The sequence below is a fragment of the Bartonella callosciuri genome (genome assembly GCF_014203215.1).
Classification (GTDB): Bacteria; Pseudomonadota; Alphaproteobacteria; order Rhizobiales; family Rhizobiaceae; genus Bartonella; species Bartonella callosciuri.
Window position 1 is genome coordinate 84,188 of record NZ_JACHIM010000001.1, and the last position, 24,684, is coordinate 108,871.

Sequence of the window (24,684 nt, forward strand, 5' to 3'; positions counted from 1 at the left end):
AAACTATTTTGGAATATTCGTTTGCAACATTAATGCATGAAGGTCGTTTCCCATATTGCCTTTAAGAGCATCATAGACCATTTTATGTTGTTGGATACGGCTTTTACCGCGAAAACTTTCAGAAGTAACTTCTGCAGCGTAATGCTCGCCATCGCCAGCAAGATCACGAATTTTCACGGTTGCATTGGGAATCCCTTTGCGAATAAGCGTTTTAATTGCGTGGGCACTCATTGCCATGATTATCTTTCTTTCTTTATTTATTTTTCCAAGATTAGCACAAATCAAGAGAAACGAATAACGCTTTATTCCTCACCCATAAATTGTGGAAACCAGCTTTCATAGGCTTGTATGAGTTTGTCGAGTGAAAGTGTTAGTATCCCATCTATATCGAGCGAGTTGCCTTCAACAATACCAAGTTCTGTTAAAGAAATCGCGTTTAGTTGTGCAAGTTCTTTAAGATTGTTGAGGGCATGAGGTTTTACGGCTAAGAGATAACGCGCTTGGTCTTCTCCAAAAAGCTCTGCATGGTGTGGTAATGTATTGCTTAATTTGGCTTTAATTCCTCTCTTTGCTTTAATGACCATTTCAGCAAGTGCAATGGCTAATCCTCCGTCAGAAAGATCATGAGCAGCATGAATAAAACCATGATGAATGACATTTCGAACAAATTCTCCATGCTTTTTTTCAAGTTGCAAATCCACGTGGGGGGGGGCACCTGCACTAATATTCAAAATGTTACGTGCATAGATTGATTGCCCTAAATGTGAACCGTGAGCTCCAATCAAAACAATCCTATCTCCATTTTGCATCCCACTGATTGTTACCATTTTAGACCAATCGTTGAGAAGACCGACACCAGCGATTGTGGGGGTAGGGAGAATTGCTTCTCCGTTTGTTTCATTATAAAGAGAGACATTACCTGAAACGATAGGGAAGTCGAGGGCTCTACAAGCTTCACCTATGCCTTTAATGGCGGACACGAATTGTCCCATAATTTCAGGTTTTTCTGGATTACCAAAATTGAGATTATCTGTAGCTGCTAGCGGCATTGCGCCTGTCGTGCTGATATTTCGCCAACATTCTGCAACGGCTTGTTTTCCTCCTTCATAAGGATCAGCTCCACAATAGCGAGGTGTCACATCGGAAGAAAAGGAAAGGGCACGTTTATCATTATTGCTTACACGGATGACTCCTGCATCACCTCCTGGACCAACAAGGGTATTTCCTTGGATAAGTGTATCATATTGTTCATAAACCCATCGCCGTGAACTATGCTCAGCAGAACGCAATAATGTAAGGAGTGCCTCACCAAGATTTTCGACCCTCTCAACCTCTTCTATTTTAAGAACAGGTTTTTGGGGAGGTTCACTCCAAGGACGATCATAAACAGGCGCTTCATTACCGAGTTCTTTGATGGGCAGATTGACGACTTCTTCTCCTTGATGGAACACACGGAAACGTAAATCATCGGTTGTTTCGCCGATAATGGAAAAATGAAGCCCCCATTTATGAAAAATTGCTGCTGCTTGTTTTTCCAGCTCTGGTTTAAGTATCATAAGCATGCGCTCTTGACTTTCAGAAAGCATCATTTCATAGGCTGTCATGTTTTCTTCACGAACGGGAACTTGATCAAGATTAAGCTTTATTCCCAAATCTCCTTTTGCACCCATTTCGACGGCGGAAGATGTTAAACCTGCAGCCCCCATATCTTGAATAGCAACGACAGCTCGTAGCTCCATGAGTTCTAAGCAAGCTTCAAGAAGGCATTTTTCCGTAAAAGGATCACCTACTTGAACGGTAGGGCGTTTTTCACTGATTGAATCGTCAAATTCAGCAGAAGCCATTGTTGCTCCACCGACACCATCACGTCCTGTTTTTGCTCCAAGATAAACAACAGGAAGTCCTACTCCGTGTGCTTTAGAATAAAAAAGAGAGTCTGTCTTTGCAATACCAGCGACAAAAGCGTTAACAAGGATATTGCCATTATAACACTCATCAAAATTTACTTCTCCACCAACAGTTGGGACGCCAAAAGAATTACTATAGCCACCAATTCCAGAAACGACACCGGCAACAAGATGGCGTGTTCGAGGATGGTCAGGAGATCCAAATCGCAATGCATTCATGGCTGCAACAGGACGAGCACCCATTGTAAAGATATCACGCAAAATACCTCCGACACCTGTTGCCGCACCCTGATAAGGCTCAATGTAGGAGGGATGATTATGACTTTCCATTTTAAAAACGATACATTGACCTTTACCGATATCAACAACACCGGCATTTTCACCAGGCCCTTGAATGACACATTTTCCTTCTGTTGGGAGAGTTTTTAGCCACTTTTTTGATGATTTATAAGAACAATGTTCGTTCCACATTGCAGAAAAAATTCCTAGCTCAGTAAATGTCGGTTCTCTCCCAATTAAGGTTAAGATATGTTGATATTCATCATTTTTTAGGCCATGTTGTGTAATTAATTCTGGTGTAATGGCGACATTATTGCAAGGCTTCATAAGTACTTTATCCGTAAAATTAATCGAGATTTAGCATTTTTATTGTTTTAAATCTAGCAGCTTAGATCATAAGTACTGCATTGTTTGATAACGCAGCACTTCATAAACTATCAACTATCACATGAAATCTAGCTATTTGCCTAGTAAATTCAAAAACCAGAGATGGTTTTTGAATAAATCTTTTTTTGTTTAGAGAAATAATACCCATTATACCCTTAAAGTGTTTAAATTTACTGCGTGAAGGATGATGCAGATTTTTGACTTTATTAAAACAGTTAGACAACACAATCCCTTCTTTGTTATCAACTATTCATCAATTCTAGAGTACTTTGGAAAAGTAAACGACCATCGGTACCGCCATGTGCTGGTTCAATGAAATTTTCAGGATGAGGCATCATACCAAGAACATTACCAGCTTTATTGATGATACCAGCAATATCATTTATCGAACCATTAGGGTTTGTATTTTCTGCGTAGCGAAAAACAATTTGCTCATTATCTTCCATTTGTTTTAATGTTTCATTATCAACAAAGTAATTTCCATCGTGATGTGCAACAGGGCAATGAATAATTTGTCCTTTAGAATAATACCGAGAAAATTTTGTGTTGGCGTTCGTCACTTCAAGTTTTATTTCACGACAAACAAATTTTAATGAAGTGTTACGCATTAAAGTACCGGGTAACAAACCAGTTTCCAACAAAATTTGAAATCCATTGCATATGCCCATTACTGTAACACCTTTTTGTGCTTTCTCACGAACGGCTTGTAAGACAGGTGTTCGTGCGCCAATCGCACCACATCTTAAGTAGTCACCATAAGAAAAACCACCAGGAATGACAATAACATCTATATCATTTGGGATTGTCGTTTCTGTTTGCCAAATTTTAATTGGTTCAACTCCTGTTATGTGATGTAGTGCTGCAACCATATCTCGATCGCGATTTAGTCCGGGTAATTGAATGATGGCAGTTTTCATGGAAGTTCCACTTAAAGAAGTTCTATTGTGTAATCTTCAATCACAGTATTTGCGAGTAATTCTTCGCACATTTTTCCAAGTTTCTCCTTTGCGTTTTCAGCAGACGGATCATCGAGCACAATATCAAAAACTTTTCCTTGGCGAATGGAGTGAATGCCTTTGAAAGCTAAACTCTTTAAAGCACCAACAATTGCTTCTCCTTGTGGGTCAAGAACGCTGTTTTTTAAAGTAACTGTAACGCGTGCTTTCATTTTTTCTTTCCTGTTAATAGAATCCCTCTTCTTTGAAGAGGTGTACTCACTAATATAAAGGAAGGTGATATAATGTCACCTAGTTCGTTTTTATTTTACTAAAACTGGACCACTTGGTCGTGGAGGTTCATTTTCATTGATGATACCAAGACGTTTTGCAACCTCTTGATAAGCATTAATAAGTCCTCCCATATCGCGTCGAAAACGATCTTTATCCATTTTTTCTCGTGTTTGCATATCCCATAGTCGGGCAGAATCAGGCGAGATTTCATCAGCAAGAACGATGCGCATCGTTTCATCTTCCCATAAGCGACCAAACTCCATTTTAAAGTCAATAAGTTGAATATTAACACCTGCAAAAAGCCCAGAAAGAAAATCATTAATACGAATTGAAAGTTGCATAATATCTTCTATTTCTTGGGGAACAGCCCATCCAAAGGCTGTAATATGTTCTTCAGTCACCATTGGGTCGTCAAGAGAATCATTTTTATAATAAAACTCAATGATAGACTGGGGAAGGGCAGTTCCTTCTTCTAACCCCAAACGCTTAGAAAGAGAACCAGCGGCAACGTTACGAACAACAACTTCCAATGGAATAATCTCAACGGCTTTAATGAGTTGTTCGCGCATATTTATACGCTTTATAAAATGTGTTGGGATACCCAAACGGCTAAGATGGCTGAAAATATGCTCTGAAATACGGTTATTTAAAACCCCTTTCCCGTCGATGATTTCATGCTTTTTTGCGTTAAAGGCAGTTGCATCATCTTTAAAAAATTGAATATAGGTCCCTGGCTCAGGTCCCTCATATAGAATTTTGGCCTTGCCCTCATAAATACGGTTACGACGATTCATTATGATTCTCTATTAATTTGAGAGGTTTTAAATAATATTGATGAATAATACTATCCTAATTGGTAAAAATTCTCAATGACTGGTATAAAACTTCTTATGATTTTTAGCATTGTGGTTTTGCAAAGGGAGGGAATGGAGGTAGAGTGAAGAAGAATATCCTTATTGGAGCAAATTTTTGCAAGAAAATGCAAGAGAACCATTCGCCCTTCAAACTAAGGTCTATACCCAGACTCTACATTGGTATGGTCAGACATTCTCAATGTTAGGAACAAAGTACTTGCCAGTCATTGACAAAATTCCCCGCTACTGAGCATTTGACAAAATTCCCTATTGCGGTTGGATAATAAAGTGAGGAAATTATCTCCCTCAAATTAAATTTTTGCAAGAAAATGTGAGAGAACCATTAGACCTTCAGGCCAAGGTCCATGCCCAGACTCTGCATTAATGTGTCCAGATTGCCCTGCATCAACAAAGAGTGCTCCCCAAGCATTGGCAAGATTTTCCGCTACTGAGAAGTGACAAAACGCATCGTTTCGGCTAGCTATGACGACAGAAGGGAAAGATAGTTTTTTACAGTGATAAGGACCAAATGTCATTAAATGTTTGGGGCGTATTTTTTCATTGGTTACATCTGGAGGCGCAACAAAAAAAGCGCCACAAACTTTTTCTGCGTTTTGGAGCGTTGCATGAATAGCTGTGGGGACTCCTAATGAGTGGGCAATAATCACAATGGGTTTTTGAGCCTGTGCAATGGCGGCTTTAACTTTATCAACCCATTCTTCAAAAACAGGCTTTGACCAATGGGTTTGTTGAACGCGGCGGGCTGTAGACAATTTTTTTTCCCATCTTGTTTGCCAATGGTCAGGACCAGATCCTTTATAGCCAGGAACAATAAGAATATCGAGTTGATTTGCTTTCATGAATTATTTCTTTCATTACAACAAGTTTTGCGTCAGAAGTAGAGGACAATATCTCTGCCTCTTTTTATCTCTTCCCAAAAACGCGTTTAAAAATCGTGTTGACATGTTTGGTGTGGTAAGAGAGATCAAATTTTTCGCGAAGTTCTGCTTCACTTAAGACTTTTGTAACATCTTTGTCGTTGAGCAATTCTTCTAAAAAATCCTTTCCTTGTTCCCAGACCTTCATCGCATTTCGTTGTACAATCCGATAAGAATCTTCACGACTCATTCCGGCTTGTGTAAGTGCTAAAAGTACGCGTTGCGAATGAACAAGCCCGCGAAATTTATTGAGATTTTTTTGCATATTTTCTGGATAGACAATTAAATTTTCAATAACGGATGTGAGTCGAGCAAGGGCAAAATCAAGTGTGATGGTTGCATCAGGACCAATAAAGCGCTCAACAGATGAATGAGAAATATCACGTTCATGCCAAAGTGCAACATTTTCCATGGCAGGTATTGCAAAGGCACGCACCATACGCGCTAATCCCGTTAAATTTTCTGTTAAAACTGGATTACGTTTATGAGGCATAGCGGATGAACCTTTTTGCCCAGGTGAGAAATATTCTTCTGCTTCAAGAACTTCTGTTCGTTGTAGATGGCGTATTTCTACGGCTAATCTTTCAATAGATGAGGCAATAACCCCAAGTGTTGCAAAAAACATAGCATGACGATCACGTGGTATAACTTGGGTGGAAACGGGTTCGGCACGCATACCCAATGCTTTTGCTACATATTCTTCAACGCGTGGGTCAATGTTTGCAAAAGTTCCTACGGCTCCTGAAATAGCGCAAGTAGAAATTTCTTCACGTGCTGCAAGAAGGCGTTGGCGACAACGGGAAAATTCAGCATAGGCAAGAGCAAACTTGACTCCAAATGTTGTTGGTTCAGCATGAATGCCATGACTGCGTCCAATCGTGATAGTTTCTTTATGTTCAAAAGCACGTTTTTGTAATGCTTTAAGAAGTTGGTCTATGTCTTTTAGCAAAATATCACTGGCGCGCATCAATTGAATATTAAATGTTGTGTCTAGAACATCTGATGATGTCATACCTTGATGGACAAAGCGTGCTTCTGGTCCAATAAATTCACCTAAGTGGGTTAGAAATGCGATAACATCATGTTTGGTGATTGCCTCAATTTCATGAATGCGATCGACATCAAATTTGGCTGATTTTCCTTTTTCCCAAATGATTTTTGCTGCTTCTTTTGGAATAATTCCCAGTTCAGCTAGGGCATCACAGGCATATGCTTCAATTTCAAACCAAATACGGTATTTCGTTTTTGCTGACCAAATTGTTACCATTTCAGGGCGGGAATAACGTTCTATCATGATTTTTCCTTATTGTGAGAGAATTGCAGCTTGGCGCAATGCGTTAATGCGTGTTTTGTAAAGTTCTTTGTTTCCATTTTTATAAATTGCAGAACCCGCGACAAAGACATTTGCACCAGCTTTTGCAGCTATCCCGATTGTATTAACTGTGATACCACCATCAACTTCAAGATCAATAGGTCTGTTGGCAATCATGCTTTTAACACGTTTGATTTTATGTTTCATTTCTGGAATGAAACTTTGTCCACCAAAGCCAGGATTAACGGTCATGATCAGAATAAGGTCTAATTGATCAAGTAAATACTCAAGTACATGTTCTGGCGTGCTCGGATTGATTGCAATTCCTGCCTTTTTTCCCATTGCTTTGATTATTTGTATTGAACGATGAAGATGAGGACTTGCCTCAGCGTGAATGGTTATAATATCTGAACCCGCTTTTGCAAAAGCTTCAAGATAAGGATCTGCCGGTGTGATCATCAAATGAACGTCAAATATTGCTTTGGTTAATGGGCGGAGTGCCTTGACGATATCAGGGCCAAAAGTGATATTAGGAACGAAATGGCCATCCATGATATCAAGATGGAGCCAATCTGCACCGGCATCAATAACATCTGATACTTCTTGACCAAGTTTGGAAAAATCAGAAGCCAAAAGTGAAGGTGAAATGAGGTGAGAATGGGGCATAAAATCTCCTTTAGAGACTGTTTCTATTCTGTAGTTCTGTATATTAAAATATCTTTTGTGTTATGACGTAAAAGAAAAAATATGTGTGATAAATATTTCGTGGAAAGATCATTTAAAATTTTAAAGCTGTACAAGTGAAAAAATATGCCAAATCATACAACATATTTAATGCCTAAACTTCAATATAATAGTCCTGTTTCTTCACAAGAATATCGCGACGCTATGAGTCATTTTGCAGGAGCTGTACATATTGTGACGACAAATGGAATTCGGGGAAGACGTGGGGTGACAGTTTCAGCGTGTTGTTCTTTATCTGATGATCCCCCAACACTTCTTGTTTGCCTCATGCGGCATAATCCTAAGAATCAGCTTTTTATGCAGAATGGGAACTTTTGTGTTAATAGTTTGTCAGGAAAACATCGTTCATTGGCAGATATTTTTTCTAAGCGTGGTGATTTTACACAAAATGAACGTTTTGATAGAGCAGAATGGGGGGCTTTACAAACTGGTGCACCTTATTTGTTGGGTGCATTAGCGTCTTTTGATTGTCGTTTGATTTGTTGGCATGAACATGCAACCCATTATATTTTGATTGGTGAAGTTGTTGCGATCAATCATAATAAAGAAAAAGACGCTTTGATGTATTTAAGTCGTAAATATCACACTTTACCTTTGTAAGGATTTTTATTTTTGGGCATATTTAAAGCAATTTTTGTTAATAGGTTTGTGGTTTAACTCAATCGTTGAGTAAGGTTATTCCACATGACACTGAATATCTATATTTCCTCTTTTATAGGTTTGTAGCAATAATCGGAGACAGAGATATGGAGGAGATCGGGTTAGTCGTTATGCCAAGAGAAGCACATGCTATAAAAGCAGTTAATTAAACAACGGTGTTAAGTCTATCTGTAGGCAGATATAAAAAAGTATTTTATACTTGTGTTCATGGATATTGCACAATATATAGACCGCACATACCATATATTGGAGGTTTTTATGGCATGAGCGAAGAGATTGATGATCAATATCACCCTAGTGAAGATGAGCCTTTTATGAATGAGCGACAAAAGGCATATTTTCGTGCTAAATTGGTTTCTTGGAAGAATGATATATTAAGAGAAGCGCGTGAGACTTTAGAAAACTTGCAGGAAGAGAGTGTTGGCCAACCCGATTTGACTGATAGAGCGTCTTGCGAAACTGATCGTACAATTGAATTACGTGCTCGTGATCGTCAGAGAAAACTCATTTCAAAAATAGATGCTGCTTTGGAACGAATCGATAATGGGACTTACGGTTTTTGTGAGGAAACTGGTGAACCTATTAGTATCAAACGTCTTGAGGCTCGACCGATTGCAGTCTTATCGTTGGAAGCACAGGAACGCCACGAACGGCGAGAAAAAGTTTATCGTGACGATTAAAATCGATTGGGATGATGCACAAAATAAAATACACAGTGCTGAAATTATGCATTTTATTTTTTTGCAGCAGGGATAAATAAAGATGGCTCTTGTCGTCCTTCAATTTCTGCACTGATTGCTGAGCCTTCTACGTTTTGATTCATATAAATGGGGTAGGGCTATTGTCCTGCGTATGCTCTCTTGCACTTACGGAAGAGGATCTTTTTTCTGTAGAGTCTGAGCTTTGGTTGGTTTTTGTTGTTAATATTGGCTGAGTCTCTCTCTTTTGTGTAATAGGCGTATTGGTAATATGAATTCTATAACAACATCTGTTAATCCGCCAATAAGAAGCAAACGCTCTTTATCATCACAGCGTACTATAATAAAATGACGTGTCCGATCGATAAGAAATTGCATCACAGAGAGTTAATCGCGAGGGCTATTTTTTTCTGTTGATTTTGAATCTTCCTGTATTTAAACGGTGTAAAATAGAAGAATTTTGGCAATAGCCGTGATTGTTATTGTGCAAAACACAAAGCTTGTGTTTATATTCGCTGCGGATATACCTATTTTATTTGATAACCAGACATACATAAAATTTCTCCCATTTTAAATGGAAATATTATTTTTTATTGAGATAAGTTTGTAAACATAGCCTTAAAAGGTTCTCTTATAATATTTGTAATATAAGAAAAACTCTTTTTAACATTGAAGGATTGTTTTCGGGAGAATATTATCTGGCATGTACTCCATAACAATGATTATGGAGGTAATTTGTGGCATAAGAAACAACCATAATCAAGGCAAAGAGAGATGGATAAAGGTTTTGGGAAGAGTGAGAGATCATTATCTTCTGCTGTATATCGAGGATGTATGATTCTTGGTGTTGTTTTTATAATAGCTTTTCTCTTCATTTTAGATATTCTCAATTTTTTTTATCAGCAGAGCCATTTACAAAAGGCTGGGGTGATCTCTTTTTTAGCTTTAGCAATTATAGGGGTTACTGCACTCATTCTGAGTGGAATGGGAGTTTTGAGATATAATATAACGCAGTTGTACGAAAATTTTGATATCAGCATCTTTAATAAGAGCGATGATACAATTATAGTTTCTGATTTGTCTGGTTTTGTTTATTATTCTAATCAAAATTATCGAAAACTCCTTACCTATAAGCCAGAATCCTCTTGTTATGTAGTTCTTGCTGATCTTCCAGGCGCTGGTACACTTTTGTATCGCTTAAAAGTTGCTGCGTGTAGTAATCTTGCAGCACAAGAAGAATTAAGAGTGGAGCAGCCAATTTTTGCTCATTCTACACAAAAAAAAACCGTTTGGTATAATATCTCTGTTCAACCAATCACAAAGCGGGGAAAACAGTTTTTGTTTTGGCGTATTGCCGATATTTCGCATTTACAGGAACGTCGTGAAGTTTTTTTCTCGAATCTTCAAGAAGCTATCAACCACTTAGATCAAGCTCCTATTGGTTTTTTGTCCGTTAATACACAAGGAACGATTCTTTATGCAAATGTGATTTTTGCTGAATGGTTTTCAATTGATTTGGCAAATTTTACCGTTGGTCAATATAGTTTTGATCAATTATTGGATAGTATCGGCGAAAATAGTACATGGAGCGATATTTGTTTGCAAAACAATAAACATCAAAGTTCAGGTTATTCTTCCCCTTATAGATTTTCGTTATATCTAAATTCACAGACCGGTGCTAAGAAAATATTAAATTGTTTTATGTGTGCTTGTTCTCTCTTAGAGGATGAAGCCATTTATCGTATTGTGATCGTTCCACAGCAAGTACAAAAGGCAGAGAGTGATGATCAATTAAAACTACAAAATACACTCTTTGAGTATTTTGATGCGAGTCCATTTGCAATAGCTGTGGTGGACCAGAGGGGACAATTGATTCACATGAATAATGTTTTTTCTTCGCTCATGGGATGTAAGGGGAAAACTATTAATCTTTATGATGTTATATCTCGTCGTGATCATATGCAGTTAGAGCGTACATTTCAAAAAATTATGTCAAACAAAAATTGTACAGCTTCGATAGAAACCATTTTAGAAAGTAATGAAGAACGTCATTTGCGTCTCCATGTTATGCCTGTGAAATCTTATTGTGATGATCTTTTACAAGATTGCGCCATTCTTTCTATCATAGAAACAACAGAACAAAAAACACTTGAAGATAAAATGATGCAAAGTCAGAAAATGCAAGCTGTTGGGCAATTGGCTGGTGGTATTGCTCATGACTTTAATAATGTTTTAACAGCAATTTTGATGTCGTGCGATCTTCTTTTAAATACACATCGCAGTTCTGATCCTGCCCATGCTGACCTTATCAATATTAAAAATAATGCTAATCGTGCAGCTGCACTTGTGCAGCAATTATTAGCTTTTTCTAGAAAGCAAACACTCCGTCCTGAGAAGGTTGATTTTACAGAGTTTTTATCAGATATTCGCAATCTTATTTTACCTCTTTTAGGCAATAATATTCAATTAAAAATTATTCATGGAAGAGATTTATGGAGCGTTGAAGTTGATCAAGCATCTTTTCAGCGTGTTATTATGAATTTGGTTATTAATGCGCGTGATGCCATGCCGGATGGAGGTGTTATTACGATTGCAACAAATAATATTACAAAACAACAAAGTGCTGAATTTGATCATGTTGGTTTTGGAATTGGTGAGTATGTGCAATTGACTGTTTCAGATACAGGAACTGGTATATCATCTGCTATACAAGAAAAAATGTTTGAACCATTTTTTACAACAAAAGAAGTTGGAAAAGGAACTGGACTTGGTTTATCAATGGTTTATGGAATTATCAAACAGACAGGTGGTTATATTTATTGTGATAGCAAAGAGAGCGAAGGGGCAACATTTCATATTTTTCTTCCCCGTTATGTTTCTCATAATAATGAAGAAATTTCCTCGCAGATTGAAAAAAGTGAAGAGCAAGAAAAAAATACAGATTTAACAGGATCTGCGATTGTTTTATTGGTTGAAGATGAAGATGCTGTCAGAATGAGTGGTATGAGAGCGTTACAAATGAGAGGGTATACTGTTTTAGAGGCTGCAAGTGGAGTGGAAGCACTCACCATTCTTGAGGAAAATAAGGGGGCTATTGATATTATTGTTTCCGATGTCGTGATGCCAGAAATGGATGGACCAACTTTACTCAAGGAAGTACGTAAAAGCTATCCTGAGATTAAATTTCTTTTTGTTTCTGGATACGCAAAAGATGCATTTGCTAAAAATCTTCCACAAGACGCTGTTTTTAGTTTTTTATCTAAACCATTTACACTCAAACAGTTAGCTCTAACAGTTAAAGAAACACTTGCGTAATAAAATAAAAATTATGCAAAAGAGAAATTGTTTTTTAAAGATTTTTTAGGCAAAAATAGAGAGTATCTTAAAGATAAAAAGAGTGATGCGTAAACTCGGTGAACTGAGTAAATAAGCTTGCTTTTGAGCTTTACCGTTAGAAAATGAAAAAATATTGCACATTTTGCATAAAAATATTCATGAAGTTATACATTTGTATCTTATCATGTCAAAAAACTTCATAAATTTCAAAAGAGTGAATTAAAAGTGAAGTTTAGATGCAATATTGGAAATCGCTGGCTAACGTACTCAAAAGGAAAAAAGCTGTTGTTGGGTATCCACTATTTGTCCTTTTCCTTCAATAAAGGCTCTTAAAGCCTCAGGATAGAGTTTATATTCTGCTTTAAGGACTCTCTGTGCTAAGTCATCAGCGGTATCGTTTATACAGACTGGAACTGCTGCTTGAGCGAGAATCTTTCCTGCATCCATGTCTTCTGTAACAAGGTGAACAGTGCAACCAGCGATTTTTACTCCTGCTTGTAAAACTCTTTCATGCGTATTTAAACCTTTAAATGAAGGTAAAAGAGAAGGATGGATGTTTAAAATTCGCCCTTCATAAAGTTTTACGAAACGCGGTGATATGAGGCGCATATAGCCAGCAAAGCAGAGAAGATCTGGCTGATATTGGGTTAAAATGGTGAAGATAAATTCTTCATGTGCTTCTTTAGTTGGGTAACTTTTGCGATCAACCACATGAATAGGTAAGTTATTGTTACGTGCTTTTTCGATGCCAGCAGCATGAGGATTATCACAGATAACTGCGAGGATTTCTGCAGGGTATTCCTTTTGTCTACAAGCGTTGGCAAGGGCGACCATATTGGATCCATTGCCAGAAATAAAAACAACAATCTGTTTTTTCATAAGCGAAGTGTACCTTTATAGAGTATTTTTTTATCTTGGTCTTTTGATAAAATACCAAGTGGTGTAACTGTTTCTCCTTGCACTTCAAGTGCTTGCGTAATTTTTTCAACTGCATGTTGTGCTACGATAATAATCATGCCAATGCCGCAATTGAATGTTCTTAGCATTTCTGTTTCTTCTATTCTACCTTGTTTGGCAAGCCATGAAAAGATGGATGGAACATGAATGGCAGAAAGATTAATTTCAGCGCAGAGAGAAGATGGAAGTACGCGTGGAATGTTTTCAGAGAATCCTCCACCTGTTATATGGGCAAGAGCTTTGATTCCTTTGTAATTTTGCATGATGGGGAGGAGTGATTTTACATAAATGCGTGTTGGTGTGAGCAATGCTGTACCAAGGCTGGTTTGGGGATTAAAAGGGGCAGGATCTTCCCATTTTAAACTACTTTGTTGAATGATTCTTCTTACGAGAGAAAAGCCGTTGGAATGAACTCCAGATGCGTTAAGACCTAAAATAACATCGCCTTCTGTGAGGTTTTTTGAAGGGAGTAATGCTTTGCGTTCACACGCTCCTACAGCAAAACCTGCTAAATCATAATCTCCTTCTGCATACATACCAGGCATTTCTGCAGTCTCTCCTCCAATAAGGGCTGCGCCTGCTTGTTTACAACCTTCTGCAATACCAGAAACAATTACTGCACCTTGTTCAGGATCAAGTTTACCGGTTGCAAAATAATCGAGAAAAAAGAGAGGTTCAGCACCTTGTACAAGAAGATCATTAACGCACATCGCTACGAGATCGATCCCCACAGTATCATGGATACCTACTTCAATGGCAACTTTTAATTTTGTTCCTACACCATCATTGGCTGCTACGAGAATGGGATCTGTGAACCCTGCAGCTTTTAAATCGAAGAGCCCACCAAATCCGCCAATTTCTGCATCTGCACCTGTTCGTTTTGTTGCGCGTATGAAGGGTTTAATTTTTTCTACCATGGCATTACCCGCATCGATGTTTACACCGGCTTTTGCGTAAGTAAGACCATATTTTATTTTATCATTTATGATATCTTGATTACTCATGAGAACCTTCCTTATGAAAAATCAGGTTTTGATGTTATGCAATGCCATGATAGAGTTATCTCTGCAAGAGATTTGATATTTAGTATTTAACAAAATATGCAAGCTTTGCTTGACCCATGTAGAAGAAGTTTATAATCTTTGTGAAGATTTTTTTAGGGTATTTTATGGGTAAGATATCAGATAATTCCGATCATTCTGCTTTGCAGCTTATGAAAAAGAAAATGCGTGAAAACGGATTGCGTGGTCGTCATAAAACTTATGTGCCAGCTTATACTCAAATACCGTTACCTAATTATATGAAAAGACAAATTTTTTTCTGGCTTGGTACATTGATTTTTTTCATTCTCTTTATGTTGGTTTTTGGGTCCATTTTGCTTCCTTTCGTGGCAGGAATTGTGTTAGCTTACTTTCTTAATCCCATTGTTCAATTGCTTGAAAAATTTGGTATTCGTCGTGTTTTCGGCACTATTTTCATTACCTTGTTTATTGTTGTTATTTTTGTTGCTGCTTTAATCATTTTTATTCCTGTTATTAGCTGGCAAATACAGCAATTTATGAGTAACGGTTTGCCCATTTATATTAATCGTATTCAATCTTTTTTTGTTGAACATGATTTTGAGTGGGTAAGGCGCTATTTTGGTAGTGATCCAAATGAATTACAGAGTAATATTAAGGGACTTTTGGGAAAAAGCTCTGATGTTATTACATCTCTCTTAAACTCACTTTTGAAATCAGGAAAATCTATCGTTAATATCGTCAGCTTATTAGTTGTAGCACCTGTGGTAGCATTTTACATGTTATTAGATTGGCCACGTATGGTGGCAACAGTTGATTCGTTGATACCAAGAGATCATCTTGAAACTGTTCGCAGTATTTTTCATGAAATGGATAGAGCTATCGCTGGTTTTGTTCGTGGACAAGGAACAGTTTGTTTAATATTGGGGGGGTATTATGCTATTGGTCTGACGATCACGGAACTCAACTTCGGTCTTTTAATTGGTATGTTTATTGGCCTTATCAGCTTTGTTCCTTATATTGGTACAATGAGTGGTTTTATACTTTCTGTTGGTGTTGCTTGGGTCCAGTTCTACCCAAATAATTGGGGTTGGATCGTTGTTGTCATGGTTATATTTTTAATTGGACAATTTATTGAAGGCTACATTCTTCAACCGAAACTTGTAGGTTCGTCAGTGGGACTACATCCGGTGTGGCTGATGTTTGCACTTTTTGCTTTTTCTTCACTCTTTGGTTTTACTGGTATGCTTGTTGCTGTTCCTGCTGCTGCGGCTGTTGGTGTTTTGGTTCGTTTTGCTCTTCACATTTATCTTAGTTCTCAAATGTATTCGCGAGGTGGGAATTCGGAGCCATTAGAATGAATGAGCGTGAAATGCAATTATCTTTAAATTTTGCTTATAATTCGGTTTTCCAGTTTGATGATTTGGTAGTGACGGAAAGCAACCGTATGGCTTTTCAGCTTATTGACCATTGGCCAAATTGGGTTTTCCCTATTGCAGTTTTGGTTGGAAAAGAAGGATCTGGAAAAACCCATTTTTCTAGCGTATGGGCGCAGAAAGCTGATGCTTTAATCATTGATCGTAATGAAGTTAATCAGGCTATTGCTTTGGCTTCTTTAGGAAGATCATTTTTGATTGAGGATATTGATGCGGGTGAAATTAGTGAAACGGAACTTTTTCATTTAATTAATAGTGTTAAGCAAGCAAATCTTGATACGCGTCAAGCTAGTTTGTTGATAACTGCACGTACAGTACCCTCCGCATGGAATTTAAAGTTAAATGATTTAAAAAGTCGCTTTAATTCGGTTATGTTGGTGGTGATTAATCAGCCTGATGATGCATTATTAACAGCAGTTGCTTTTAAAATTTTTTCCGATCGGCAGATTATTGTTCATCCGGATACTGTTTACTATCTTGTAAGCCGTTGTGAGCGTTCTTTATTTTCGTTGAAGCGTGTTATTGATTCTGTTGATCGGTTGGCATTACAAAGAAAAAGCAAAATAACACGTGCTGTCATTGCCGAAGTTCTCAATAGGCAAATTCAGTAAATACAAGTTCTTAATCTGATTTAAATTGTTCAATAGGGGTATTTGTGTTTTATTATCGTTTTAGTGTTCTAAGAGAATGGCAACACCATTTGGACATTAACAGGAGTGCTTTCAAGAAAAACCAAGCACGCCAATATAGTTATGAATCTTTCTACTTTTAGCTACATTTGTTAACAGTAAACAGAACAGGGTATTTTCATTTATCCTTTTTGGAATATGCCAGAATTTTCTCTTTTTAAGGTGTTTAATAAACTATTTTGAACGGCTTTAGACTTTTTAATTTATGATATTGTGCTCTTTTCATAGCTGGCTCAAACTCTTCGTGTATTTTAAAGTGATTCCAATAAGGAGGAAAGGCTCTCTTCTTGCTGTGACAGAACTTTTATGGTTTGTGTGCGAAATACTCATTTTTAGTTTGTGTTTTGGGATTGTAGGAGAGCGTAAAATTTTTTAAAATAAGAATGATTACGAGGATCAAAAAGGTATTATATCCTCATTTATTTTCTATAGTGCGTGATTTAAACTTTATCAGCTGAATTTTTATTGAGTAAAGCGAGGAAGTTTAGAGTTTTATATGATTTTAGAATATGCTTAGGTTATTTTTTCTACTAAAATGATATCCATGGAATGTTTTTTGGACTCATAAAAGTTTTCTCAAGGTAATATGAAAATTGTGGTGGTTGAGAGAGAGACTCATTGTTTATTAATGTGGGGTGAAGTTTTTATAGGAATCGTTTTTTTTTTATTTCTGTCAATGAATGTGCTATTTAACATAAAAAATTAGAAAAGTTTTTTCTTGTAAAGAAATATAACAAAATTTAAAAAAAATGTGTTTTTCTCTTGCACTTCTGTTGTGAAAATCTTAGGAAATGTGCATCAAATAGATGTAAAGGGCGGAGCGTAGCGCAGCCTGGTAGCGCACCTGATTTGGGATCAGGGGGTCGTAGGTTCGAATCCTATCGCTCCGACCAGATTTGATAGGATGTAAGAGAATAGCCCAATTGGGTACGTGTGGTGACAAATTATCATTCAAGTGTTGTGTAGTCTGAAGGAAAGTAATCATGATCGCGCGTATTTATAGTCCTGCGAAGACAGCTATGCAGTCAGGTAGGAGGAATACCGGTTTTTGGATTTTGCAATATGAGCCGTTACAGGCAAAAATGCTTGAGCCTCTTATGAGATATACGGCAACATCTGATATAAATAGTCAGATAAAAATCCAGTTTAATCGGAAAGAAGAAGCAATCGCTTTTGCACGCAGGAACGCTATTCTTTGTCGTGTAGAAAGCACACATAAGCCGATTCGGCGTGCAGTTTCTTATTCTGATAATTTTCGCAGTGATAGGCTGCAACCTTGGACCCATTGAGTTTGAGGATGCCGCTTGAGATTAAAAAATAATCAGTTGGTCCCGTAGCTCAGTTGGATAGAGCAACGGCCTTCTAAGCCGTGGGTCACAGGTTCGAATCCTGTCGGGATCACCATATTTAAGGAGAATCAATGCGTTATATAAAAGTCCGGGAATTTTCTGTTCATTGATTTTTTTAACTTATTTTTAGGCCTACCCGAACCTTTTTGATTGCTTCTATTGCTAGCTGTTTTCTATAGGCTGTTTTAGTATAGAGTGATGCCATTTATCTTCGATCTAGGCTAAAAGTGATTTCATTTGCAAAACCCTAGGACTGGCATTAGCCCGTACGTATTGTTTCTAACTTTCTCAATTCATGTACTGATTTTTTTAATTTCTGCTGCATTACAGTCCTCACGAAATAAGTTTCCAAAATTTCTTTAACGAGCTTATTTTTGTTTTTCCCGTAGATGAAAAAATCTGACTTTTATAGTAATTTTTTTATTCTTTTAACCGATTTTTATAAAGAGGTTATATTGTGGTTTTTGTGTAACTATTTGGGTAAAAAGGCTTGTACCAGCAAGAATAAGAAAAACAATCATAGTATAATATAGATTAGATCAGAAGATAATAGATGCTCTTGGAAAAAGAAGCCAATGCTTGTAGTAAGACTTTTACAATGAGACTTTTGATTTATTGAGTCGTAGAACTGTTGGTACATGTGCTAGAATTTTGAAGTGTTCTTGATAACAGGACTTAGCAGAATTCAAGAAATTATTAGAGAAAGCTTGCAAAAAAAAGATGCACTTTATAAAGTCCATGTTGAAAAGTTCTATTCTCTAATTTTCATCTACGTATCTTGTACCTTTAAAAGATATATAAAATCAATAAATTATTCGTGATAGAAAGTTAAATGGTGGGTGTGACAGGGATTGAACCTGTGACCCCTACGATGTCAACGTAGTGCTCTCCCGCTGAGCTACACACCCATTCAATGATGTTGCATACACCATATAGAATGACAAACGTCAATGCCTAATTTAATTTTCTATTTAATAGATATGAATAATTTGAAAAAATATCCTTTTAAGCAGCTATAAGTATTTTTTCAACCTCATTAACAAGCTCACGCAAGTGAAACGGTTTAGAAAGTACCTTTGCGTCAGGAGGAGCATCGCTATTTGAATTGAGTGCAACTGCTGCAAAGCCTGTAATAAACATAACTCGTAAATCAGGATCAATTTCAGTAGCACGTCGTGCCAGTTCGATTCCATCCATTTCTGGCATCACAATATCGGTAAGTAGAAGAGAAAATGGCTCTTCTTGTAAACGTTCATATGCGCTAGTACCGTTATCGAAATCGGCGACTTCGTAGCCTGCACGTTCTAAAGCTTTTACTAAAAAGCGACGCATATCGTTATCATCTTCTACGAGCAGGATTCGTTTCATGACTGTGTTCCAATGGTTCCATTCGTTAGAGTTTTGCCATATCAATTATACAATATAGAGTATTTATAAGAAATATGATAAAATGCTCATAATTGTAATGAATGGCAAAATGGTTAATTATTGCATATTTTTTTAAATATAAAGGTTAATAATATCAGAGATTGGTTGTAAGTTGGTTAAATTTGAAATGTATGTGACATTGAAAGAGGGGAGTGGTGTATATGAATATTTTAAGTACCCTTACTTGCAGTTTCTGTTTCTTTTTAATTTCCTTTATTTTGGTTAGAATTCTATTAAAGGATACATGAAGATAGTCAATTTAGAGATTGTCTATATGGAAAATCAGAAAAGTGTTATGTTTATTTTGTTTTCGACGATAATACGCGGCAAGGTGGGCTTTTATAGCTGTCTGTTTGCCGTATGATTTTATGGATGTAAGTTGTAAACGTAATACGCTTATTTTTTAAAGTATTTGGTTTTTTTCAATGAATAAGAATTATTATTTTTTATGATATAACATGAAAACAAAGCTTTTCGATAATATACTAGGAATATAATTTATTATTTTATTTGGAAAACTATAGCGTATTGTATTAAGATTTGTATGCCGATCACATTGTTATTTGCAAATTGAGATTAGCTTTATAGAATATTTCATTTTGCTTTTGTTGCAAATAATTGATCAATTTCTAGGATTGAAGAGAGGTCTTCTTGAATTTTTATAGTGTGAACGAAGTTTTGTAAAAGAATTTTTCATTTTGTATAAGAGTCTCTATACAATAATGGGTTATGCGTGTGTTTTTGTTTTGAAATGAGGTAAGCCCTACATAGGAAAGCAATAAAACAGTTCTACATAATTATGCAAAAGCAAAGAAAGTATGGGGCGGCGCCTATTATTAGTGCAAAGATTATAGAGTTGGCATTTGATGGTTTTCTCTGTTTCTTTTACAAAAAGGATTCTTCAAGGGGCTCTTGATACTTCGTTGAAAAATGACTGTATTCAGCTAACAAATAGGAAAGTTCTTCGCTTCAAAGTTTTTATTCTAATGTTTTTTATCATGAAAACTATTTGAACTGTATAAGGTTAAAGAGAAGTATAGGTTTTGAAGTTGTGGCATTTGGTTTCTGAATCGCTATCAGAAGGTGTTGAAATTCTAAATTCTCAGAAAATTTTTCTTTCCTTCGTCATATCTGCTCCTCAATTTTCTTACATACTTAAGTTACTCTAGAGGAGTTTTCTCTAGATAATATCTAGTATAAGTAAAAGAGTTATAGTGTTGCTTAATAGCTTCAATTGTTGTTTTATTTGTTTTTCTATGCTTTTTTAAAAATATTATTTTCGGACATGTTGCTGGAAATAAATGCATCAAACACAGCCCAAAATTGTTTTTTGTAACCTTCATCATGCATGATTGTATCAAGTTCAGCACCTGTAATAGTGATACTATTTGTAAGATGTGTGTATTGGCATAATTGTCGTGCTTCAATGTTGTTCATGATATTGTTTTGATTGGCGAGAATAAAAAGTGTTGGAATTTGTAAATGTCCATGAAGTATATTCTTTTTCATAGAATCAATTGTATTAAGCACTGATGCCATCCATCGAGATGTTGGAGCAGTGACAGAGGGGCATGGTGCTTTATTAGCACGCCCCAATTGCATATTTTTTTGTTTTGTTTTTTTGAGTTTTTTTCCACCTTTAGCTGGTAAGAATCCAAGACCTATATCAGAAAGAAGTTGTGTTAATTTATGTTGAAAGCTATTCGTTTTATTGCCAAAAGGAGCCAAAAGAGGAGAAACGCAGAGCATTTTCTTAAACTGATGATTAATGACCTCCAGTCCGCTAAGTGCTATCAAACCACCTATGCCATAGGCTAGTATATAGTAAGGTCTTGGACAATTAGGGTATACAACTTTTTTAAGAAATTCATTTAAGTCATTGATATCATTATTAATATCAAAATAATTGTATCTGTTCTGTTTTTTTGTCTTTAATGGTGATTTCTCTCGACCGAACCAGTCAAATATTGCTGTATGAAAACCGCGTTTGGAAATTTCGTTCATTGGTAAAAAATATTCTTCTAAAGCATTTTCAGAACTTTCGAGGATAACAATTGTTCCCTGGGATTTTTTTCTTTCAGGATATGTTATCACAAAACGAATTTCACGATCCATGGCTGTTTTAAAATAGCTATTAGAGATATTTTGAGAAGTAAAACCGCAATCTGTGAAATAAAGAGGTGTTTCCAATTGACATCCTTTACAGGGTATTTTTGTAACTTAGTGCAAAATGAGATAACGAGAGGACTGATATTTATGTAATGATAAAAAAGGGTTAAGAAACGATTATATTATTTTTTATGTATTTTTATGAATTCAAGCATAAAAAAGTTGAAATAGGAGAAAATGATTACCAGATAAATAATGTAGTCGCCATGATGGGACTGCTGGTTCACAGATTAAGTTTGCCAATTGGGAACTTTGTGAGTCAATTAACTATAGTCGCTCTAAAGGAGGGCAATATTATGCGTCAAGTAGATTTTTCACCATTTTATCGTTCAACAGTAGGTTTTGATCAGCTTTTTAACTGGTTTGATTCTAGAACACAACCCGACGATGTTTCTTCTTATCCACCCTATAACATTGAGCGTTTAACTGAAGATTCTTATAGAATTTCTATGGCTGTTGCAGGCTTTTCTCAAGATGAGATCGATATCGAAACGCATTGCAATCAGCTAATCATTAAGGGTGAGAGGAAGCCTGAAAATGATGATGCAGAACGAGAGTTCCTTTATCGAGGTATCGCTTCGCGTGCTTTTGAACGGCGTTTTCATTTGGCTGATCATGTTAAGGTTACTGGAGCAGAACTTGGCGATGGTCTTCTGCATATTCAGCTTGAAAGAGAAATGCCAGCTGAATTAAAACCACGAAAAATAGCTGTGCAGGCATCATCATCTACAATAAAAAGTGATGCCAATCATAATTGCGTAAAGCAAGTTTAGACTCTGAAAAAACTGAATAATTATCAATTCTTTTAAATAGTGAAGTGACGCGAGACTAATGTCTCGCGTTTTTTATATTTTCTATGGAGAAAGGAAGAGTACTCCAATAAAAACTGTCTCTATTCCTAATTTGGGCTAGTGTTTCTATCGTAGCCGCTGTACATTAAAGGAAATGGAATAGATTTTAAGAATTTCATACATGTGTAAGAGGATGTAGGTTGACATAAGGTTTTGTAATAAATAGGAAGAGGTGGGATTAGGAAGGAATGGTAGTAGTCCTTTGTTTTTATGACTATTTTATCATTAAATGCGTTGTTTGTAAAATTGGATTTTGATATCTAAAATTGCAAAAAAGAGTAAAAAATCGTAAAAGTCGGAATTTGACGTTAAAGATGAAAAAAGGCTTTAAAAGGTCTTTGAAAACTCTTTGAAGAAAATAAATTGCTACAAAACCTGAAGTCAAATTGTACAAAACCCAACGACAAGCTACATTGTGTTTAAGGGGCTATTTTTTATAAAAGATGGTCGGAGCGGCGGGATTCGAACCCACGACCCCTTGACCCCCAGTCAAGTGCGCTACCAGGCTGCGCTACGCTCCGAACTGTGTAAGATGACTAAAGGACTGTTTCTTTAAAGGCAAGAGAAAAATAAACAGAATAAAATCTAAATTGCTCTTGCATTTTAAAAGAGTGCTTGCGTTCGTAAAAACGAAATTTTGCATGTCAATATTTCTTTGTTCATTGAAATAAATAATTAAATTTTTTAATTTTATAGCTGTTATTTATAATGCATATTTATTCAATTATTTTATGGGAATTGTGAAGGCATGAAATAAGATTTTTATGCTTATCAATGTTTTCATTTTTTTCTGGTGTTTAATAGGCGCGAGAAAAAAATGATACCTTTTTAAGATTTTTGTTTGTTCCATCGGGAAACTTCCCTAAAATGCTTTTTTTTTAAAAAAATAGTAGTAAATGCTGTCATATGGAAGAACTTTTTCTGCATTTTTGATTTTTATAAAAATGATATATTTTTCATAAGTTAGGAAGATAGTAAGGATAAAAATCTCAGATTGCACAATCACCAGTCCAAATATCAGATACGTTTTTTATTCCCATGATAAAAAATCAGTACATTTTATGCCTTGTTGTTTTGTTTCTGATATACCAGATAAATAAAATGGCCTAGATAAAATACTTTCAAAGTATTTTTTGAGCAAGAAAAGAGTAAACGATGAGTCGTTTTTCAGTAATGAATTTGACGGAAGCTGCAGTAAGTCGTGTTAAAGCGATTATGGATGAAAAAGATGCGTGTGGTATTCTTATTGGTATTAAGAAAGGCGGCTGTGCGGGGATGGAGTATACAATTACTCTTGTAAAGGAAGAGGGATTGGATGCAGATGTTGTTGAAGTGAATGGCGCTCGTGTTTTTGTAGCACATGATGCAGTATTATTTTTATTAGGAACGCAGCTGGACTATGAAGAGACAACGCTTCGGTCCGGTTTTGTATTTAAAAATCCTAATCAAGTTTCAGCATGTGGGTGCGGTGAATCGGTAGAGCTTCGTCCTGCCTCGCAAAATCAGTTAAATGAAAGCTATAAAACCAATTAAGTTTTCTAGGAGGGGCCGGTATTTACTGAGACGAGGATTCTCTCAATTTTTAGGTTGGTGGAACTTGATATTTTTATTCCTTTTTATTTTTAGCCTTATTCCAAAGATCTTCTATTTCATTCAAGGCTGCATCAGCTAGTGTTTTAGATTGAATGGATAGGCTTTCTTCGATATAGGCAAAACGACTTCAAAATTTTGTATTGGTTTTTTTTAGTGCTTTTTGTGCATCAAGATTCAGATGGCGTGCAAGATAAAGTAGGATAAAATAAAGATCGCCAAACTCTGCTTCTATATCTGAAGTTTCGTTGTCTTTGATTGCTTCTTTAAGCTTATTGAGTTCTTCTTCTATTTTTGCAAAAATTTTATGACTTTCATACCAATCAAACCCCAATTTGGCTGCTGCTTTTTGTAATGCGAGTGCTTCTTGGTCTGCTGGCTGAATCTGTTTTACTTTTGTAAGAATGCTCGTGACAGAATCACTTAATAATTCTGCTTCTTCGCACATTTTTTTTGTTTAGCCTGTTCTATTTTTTTATACGTTCCCATTCCTCTTCAATAAAACCACGTTTTTTTTGATCTGTATTTCCAAAAACATGAGGATGGCGACGAATCATTTTTGCGGTAACTGCGTAAACAACGTCTTCAAAAGTAAAGCTGCCTTCTTCTTGCGCTATCGTAGCATGATAGGCGACTTGTAAAAGAAGATCTCCGAGTTCGTCACAAAGATCCATTCGTTTTTTTCGTTCAATGGTATCGACAATTTCATAAGTTTCTTCAAAAATATAGGGTATGAGGGATTCAAATGTTTGTTTTATATTTCAGACACATCCGCTATCACCGTTTCGTAATGCTGCAACAATTGCGAGAAGATCATTAATATCTTTTGACGCGATCATTTATACCTCTTTT

General features: G+C 36.3%; 20 protein-coding genes, 4 tRNA genes and 3 pseudogenes. 10 read left to right on the top strand and 17 right to left on the bottom strand.

Annotated features, from left to right (window positions below):
- Positions 1–3 precede the first annotated feature (3 nt).
- The 8 genes from HNQ69_RS00375 to rpe all read right to left on the bottom strand — a co-directional run bounded on the left by HNQ69_RS00375 (position 4) and on the right by rpe (position 7,572).
- Positions 4–237, bottom strand: coding sequence for a BolA/IbaG family iron-sulfur metabolism protein (locus HNQ69_RS00375; RefSeq protein ID WP_183228144.1), 234 nt, complete (start codon positions 235–237; stop codon positions 4–6).
- Positions 238–302: 65 nt separating this feature from the next.
- On the bottom strand, positions 303–2,513 hold the full coding sequence (purL, locus tag HNQ69_RS00380; protein WP_183228145.1) for a phosphoribosylformylglycinamidine synthase subunit PurL: 2,211 nt from the start codon (positions 2,511–2,513) through the stop codon (positions 303–305).
- A gap of 302 nt (positions 2,514–2,815) precedes the next feature.
- A complete protein-coding gene (purQ, locus tag HNQ69_RS00385; protein ID WP_183228146.1) occupies positions 2,816–3,490 on the bottom strand; it encodes a phosphoribosylformylglycinamidine synthase subunit PurQ in 675 nt (224 codons plus the stop codon).
- 11 nt (positions 3,491–3,501) lie between these two features.
- Positions 3,502–3,741 (bottom strand): phosphoribosylformylglycinamidine synthase subunit PurS, encoded by a 240-nt coding sequence (gene purS, locus HNQ69_RS00390; protein ID WP_183228147.1) that lies wholly within the window; start codon positions 3,739–3,741, stop codon positions 3,502–3,504.
- 90 nt (positions 3,742–3,831) lie between these two features.
- Positions 3,832–4,596: a phosphoribosylaminoimidazolesuccinocarboxamide synthase gene (purC, locus tag HNQ69_RS00395; RefSeq protein ID WP_183228148.1), complete on the bottom strand. Its 765-nt coding sequence runs from the start codon at positions 4,594–4,596 to the stop codon at positions 3,832–3,834.
- Positions 4,597–4,967: 371 nt separating this feature from the next.
- A complete protein-coding gene (locus HNQ69_RS00400) occupies positions 4,968–5,516 on the bottom strand; it encodes an RBBP9/YdeN family alpha/beta hydrolase (protein ID WP_183228149.1) in 549 nt (182 codons plus the stop codon).
- Positions 5,517–5,580: 64 nt separating this feature from the next.
- Positions 5,581–6,888 (bottom strand): adenylosuccinate lyase, encoded by a 1,308-nt coding sequence (gene purB / locus HNQ69_RS00405; protein WP_183228150.1) that lies wholly within the window; start codon positions 6,886–6,888, stop codon positions 5,581–5,583.
- 9 nt (positions 6,889–6,897) lie between these two features.
- Positions 6,898–7,572 carry a ribulose-phosphate 3-epimerase gene (gene rpe / locus HNQ69_RS00410; protein ID WP_183228151.1) on the bottom strand — a complete coding sequence of 225 codons (675 nt, stop codon included), beginning with the start codon at positions 7,570–7,572 and terminating at the stop codon, positions 6,898–6,900.
- A gap of 144 nt (positions 7,573–7,716) precedes the next feature.
- On the opposite strand from rpe, the gene HNQ69_RS00415 reads away from it, so the two are divergent.
- Together HNQ69_RS00415 and dksA are read left to right on the top strand one after the other, a co-directional pair.
- Entirely contained in the window at positions 7,717–8,250 is a 534-nt protein-coding gene (locus tag HNQ69_RS00415) for a flavin reductase (protein WP_183228152.1), read from the top strand.
- Positions 8,251–8,573: 323 nt separating this feature from the next.
- A complete protein-coding gene (dksA, locus tag HNQ69_RS00420) occupies positions 8,574–8,990 on the top strand; it encodes an RNA polymerase-binding protein DksA (protein ID WP_183228153.1) in 417 nt (138 codons plus the stop codon).
- A 53-nt stretch (positions 8,991–9,043) separates the two neighbouring features.
- On the opposite strand, the pseudogene HNQ69_RS07695 reads toward dksA, so the two are convergent.
- A pseudogene (locus tag HNQ69_RS07695) lies at positions 9,044–9,563 on the bottom strand (flagellar biosynthetic protein FliO).
- A 219-nt stretch (positions 9,564–9,782) separates the two neighbouring features.
- On the opposite strand from HNQ69_RS07695, the gene HNQ69_RS00425 reads away from it, so the two are divergent.
- Positions 9,783–12,323 (top strand): response regulator, encoded by a 2,541-nt coding sequence (locus HNQ69_RS00425; protein ID WP_183228154.1) that lies wholly within the window; start codon positions 9,783–9,785, stop codon positions 12,321–12,323.
- 288 nt (positions 12,324–12,611) lie between these two features.
- On the opposite strand, the gene purN is transcribed toward HNQ69_RS00425, so the two are convergent.
- Positions 12,612–13,223: a phosphoribosylglycinamide formyltransferase gene (purN, locus tag HNQ69_RS00430; protein WP_183228155.1), complete on the bottom strand. Its 612-nt coding sequence runs from the start codon at positions 13,221–13,223 to the stop codon at positions 12,612–12,614.
- Positions 13,220–14,305, bottom strand: a complete 1,086-nt coding sequence (purM, locus tag HNQ69_RS00435; RefSeq protein ID WP_183228156.1) for a phosphoribosylformylglycinamidine cyclo-ligase — start codon at positions 14,303–14,305, stop codon at positions 13,220–13,222. Before purM ends, purN begins: the two co-directional genes overlap by 4 nt.
- A 164-nt stretch (positions 14,306–14,469) precedes the next feature.
- Between purM and HNQ69_RS00440 the strand changes: the two genes are divergently transcribed.
- The 5 genes from HNQ69_RS00440 to HNQ69_RS00460 all read left to right on the top strand — a co-directional run bounded on the left by HNQ69_RS00440 (position 14,470) and on the right by HNQ69_RS00460 (position 17,849).
- Positions 14,470–15,681, top strand: a complete 1,212-nt coding sequence (locus HNQ69_RS00440) for an AI-2E family transporter (protein WP_183228157.1) — start codon at positions 14,470–14,472, stop codon at positions 15,679–15,681.
- Complete coding sequence (gene hdaA, locus HNQ69_RS00445; RefSeq protein WP_183228158.1) at positions 15,678–16,367, top strand: DnaA regulatory inactivator HdaA; 690 nt, start codon at positions 15,678–15,680, stop codon at positions 16,365–16,367. The genes HNQ69_RS00440 and hdaA overlap by 4 nt, the downstream gene beginning before the upstream one ends.
- Positions 16,368–17,261: 894 nt before the next feature.
- Positions 17,262–17,338 (top strand) — tRNA-Pro (locus HNQ69_RS00450).
- Positions 17,339–17,428: 90 nt separating this feature from the next.
- Positions 17,429–17,734 carry an ETC complex I subunit gene (locus HNQ69_RS00455; protein WP_183228159.1) on the top strand — a complete coding sequence of 102 codons (306 nt, stop codon included), beginning with the start codon at positions 17,429–17,431 and terminating at the stop codon, positions 17,732–17,734.
- Positions 17,735–17,772: 38 nt separating this feature from the next.
- Positions 17,773–17,849: transfer RNA gene (locus HNQ69_RS00460), tRNA-Arg, on the top strand.
- Between the two features lie 60 nt (positions 17,850–17,909).
- Here the strand turns inward: HNQ69_RS00460 and HNQ69_RS08285 are convergent.
- The 4 genes and pseudogenes from HNQ69_RS08285 to HNQ69_RS00475 form a co-directional block, all read right to left on the bottom strand.
- Positions 17,910–18,197 (bottom strand): annotated as a pseudogene (locus HNQ69_RS08285) (tyrosine-type recombinase/integrase); the annotation flags it as partial.
- Between the two features lie 430 nt (positions 18,198–18,627).
- Positions 18,628–18,702 (bottom strand) — tRNA-Val (locus HNQ69_RS00465).
- A gap of 97 nt (positions 18,703–18,799) precedes the next feature.
- Positions 18,800–19,162 (bottom strand): cell cycle two-component system response regulator CpdR, encoded by a 363-nt coding sequence (gene cpdR / locus HNQ69_RS00470; protein WP_183228160.1) that lies wholly within the window; start codon positions 19,160–19,162, stop codon positions 18,800–18,802.
- 1,314 nt (positions 19,163–20,476) lie between these two features.
- Positions 20,477–21,412, bottom strand: coding sequence for a serine aminopeptidase domain-containing protein (locus HNQ69_RS00475; protein WP_183228161.1), 936 nt, complete (start codon positions 21,410–21,412; stop codon positions 20,477–20,479).
- Positions 21,413–21,687: 275 nt separating this feature from the next.
- On the opposite strand from HNQ69_RS00475, the gene HNQ69_RS00480 reads away from it, so the two are divergent.
- Positions 21,688–22,164, top strand: coding sequence for an Hsp20 family protein (locus tag HNQ69_RS00480; RefSeq protein ID WP_183228162.1), 477 nt, complete (start codon positions 21,688–21,690; stop codon positions 22,162–22,164).
- A 522-nt stretch (positions 22,165–22,686) separates the two neighbouring features.
- On the opposite strand, the gene HNQ69_RS00485 is transcribed toward HNQ69_RS00480, so the two are convergent.
- Positions 22,687–22,763 (bottom strand) — tRNA-Pro (locus HNQ69_RS00485).
- A 634-nt stretch (positions 22,764–23,397) separates the two neighbouring features.
- Here HNQ69_RS00485 and HNQ69_RS00490 point away from each other — a divergent pair.
- The gene (locus HNQ69_RS00490) at positions 23,398–23,775 is read left to right on the top strand and encodes an iron-sulfur cluster assembly accessory protein (protein ID WP_183228163.1); all 378 of its coding nucleotides are present in this window, start codon (positions 23,398–23,400) and stop codon (positions 23,773–23,775) included.
- A 73-nt stretch (positions 23,776–23,848) separates the two neighbouring features.
- On the opposite strand, the pseudogene mazG reads toward HNQ69_RS00490, so the two are convergent.
- Positions 23,849–24,671 (bottom strand): annotated as a pseudogene (gene mazG, locus HNQ69_RS00495) (nucleoside triphosphate pyrophosphohydrolase).
- Positions 24,672–24,684 lie beyond the last annotated feature (13 nt).

Bases quoted from the DNA above. Each gene is read 5' to 3' on its own strand.
- HNQ69_RS00375 (WP_183228144.1), bottom strand. From the start codon at position 237: ATGGCAATGAGTGCCCACGCAATTAAAACGCTTATTCGCAAAGGGATT.
- purL (WP_183228145.1), bottom strand. From the start codon at position 2,513: ATGAAGCCTTGCAATAATGTCGCCATTACACCAGAATTAATTACACAA.
- purQ (WP_183228146.1), bottom strand. From the start codon at position 3,490: ATGAAAACTGCCATCATTCAATTACCCGGACTAAATCGCGATCGAGAT.
- purS (WP_183228147.1), bottom strand. From the start codon at position 3,741: ATGAAAGCACGCGTTACAGTTACTTTAAAAAACAGCGTTCTTGACCCA.
- purC (WP_183228148.1), bottom strand. From the start codon at position 4,596: ATGAATCGTCGTAACCGTATTTATGAGGGCAAGGCCAAAATTCTATAT.
- HNQ69_RS00400 (WP_183228149.1), bottom strand. From the start codon at position 5,516: ATGAAAGCAAATCAACTCGATATTCTTATTGTTCCTGGCTATAAAGGA.
- purB (WP_183228150.1), bottom strand. From the start codon at position 6,888: ATGATAGAACGTTATTCCCGCCCTGAAATGGTAACAATTTGGTCAGCA.
- rpe (WP_183228151.1), bottom strand. From the start codon at position 7,572: ATGCCCCATTCTCACCTCATTTCACCTTCACTTTTGGCTTCTGATTTT.
- HNQ69_RS00415 (WP_183228152.1), top strand. From the start codon at position 7,717: ATGCCAAATCATACAACATATTTAATGCCTAAACTTCAATATAATAGT.
- dksA (WP_183228153.1), top strand. From the start codon at position 8,574: ATGAGCGAAGAGATTGATGATCAATATCACCCTAGTGAAGATGAGCCT.
- HNQ69_RS00425 (WP_183228154.1), top strand. From the start codon at position 9,783: ATGGATAAAGGTTTTGGGAAGAGTGAGAGATCATTATCTTCTGCTGTA.
- purN (WP_183228155.1), bottom strand. From the start codon at position 13,223: ATGAAAAAACAGATTGTTGTTTTTATTTCTGGCAATGGATCCAATATG.
- purM (WP_183228156.1), bottom strand. From the start codon at position 14,305: ATGAGTAATCAAGATATCATAAATGATAAAATAAAATATGGTCTTACT.
- HNQ69_RS00440 (WP_183228157.1), top strand. From the start codon at position 14,470: ATGGGTAAGATATCAGATAATTCCGATCATTCTGCTTTGCAGCTTATG.
- hdaA (WP_183228158.1), top strand. From the start codon at position 15,678: ATGAATGAGCGTGAAATGCAATTATCTTTAAATTTTGCTTATAATTCG.
- HNQ69_RS00455 (WP_183228159.1), top strand. From the start codon at position 17,429: ATGATCGCGCGTATTTATAGTCCTGCGAAGACAGCTATGCAGTCAGGT.
- cpdR (WP_183228160.1), bottom strand. From the start codon at position 19,162: ATGAAACGAATCCTGCTCGTAGAAGATGATAACGATATGCGTCGCTTT.
- HNQ69_RS00480 (WP_183228162.1), top strand. From the start codon at position 21,688: ATGCGTCAAGTAGATTTTTCACCATTTTATCGTTCAACAGTAGGTTTT.
- HNQ69_RS00490 (WP_183228163.1), top strand. From the start codon at position 23,398: ATGAGTCGTTTTTCAGTAATGAATTTGACGGAAGCTGCAGTAAGTCGT.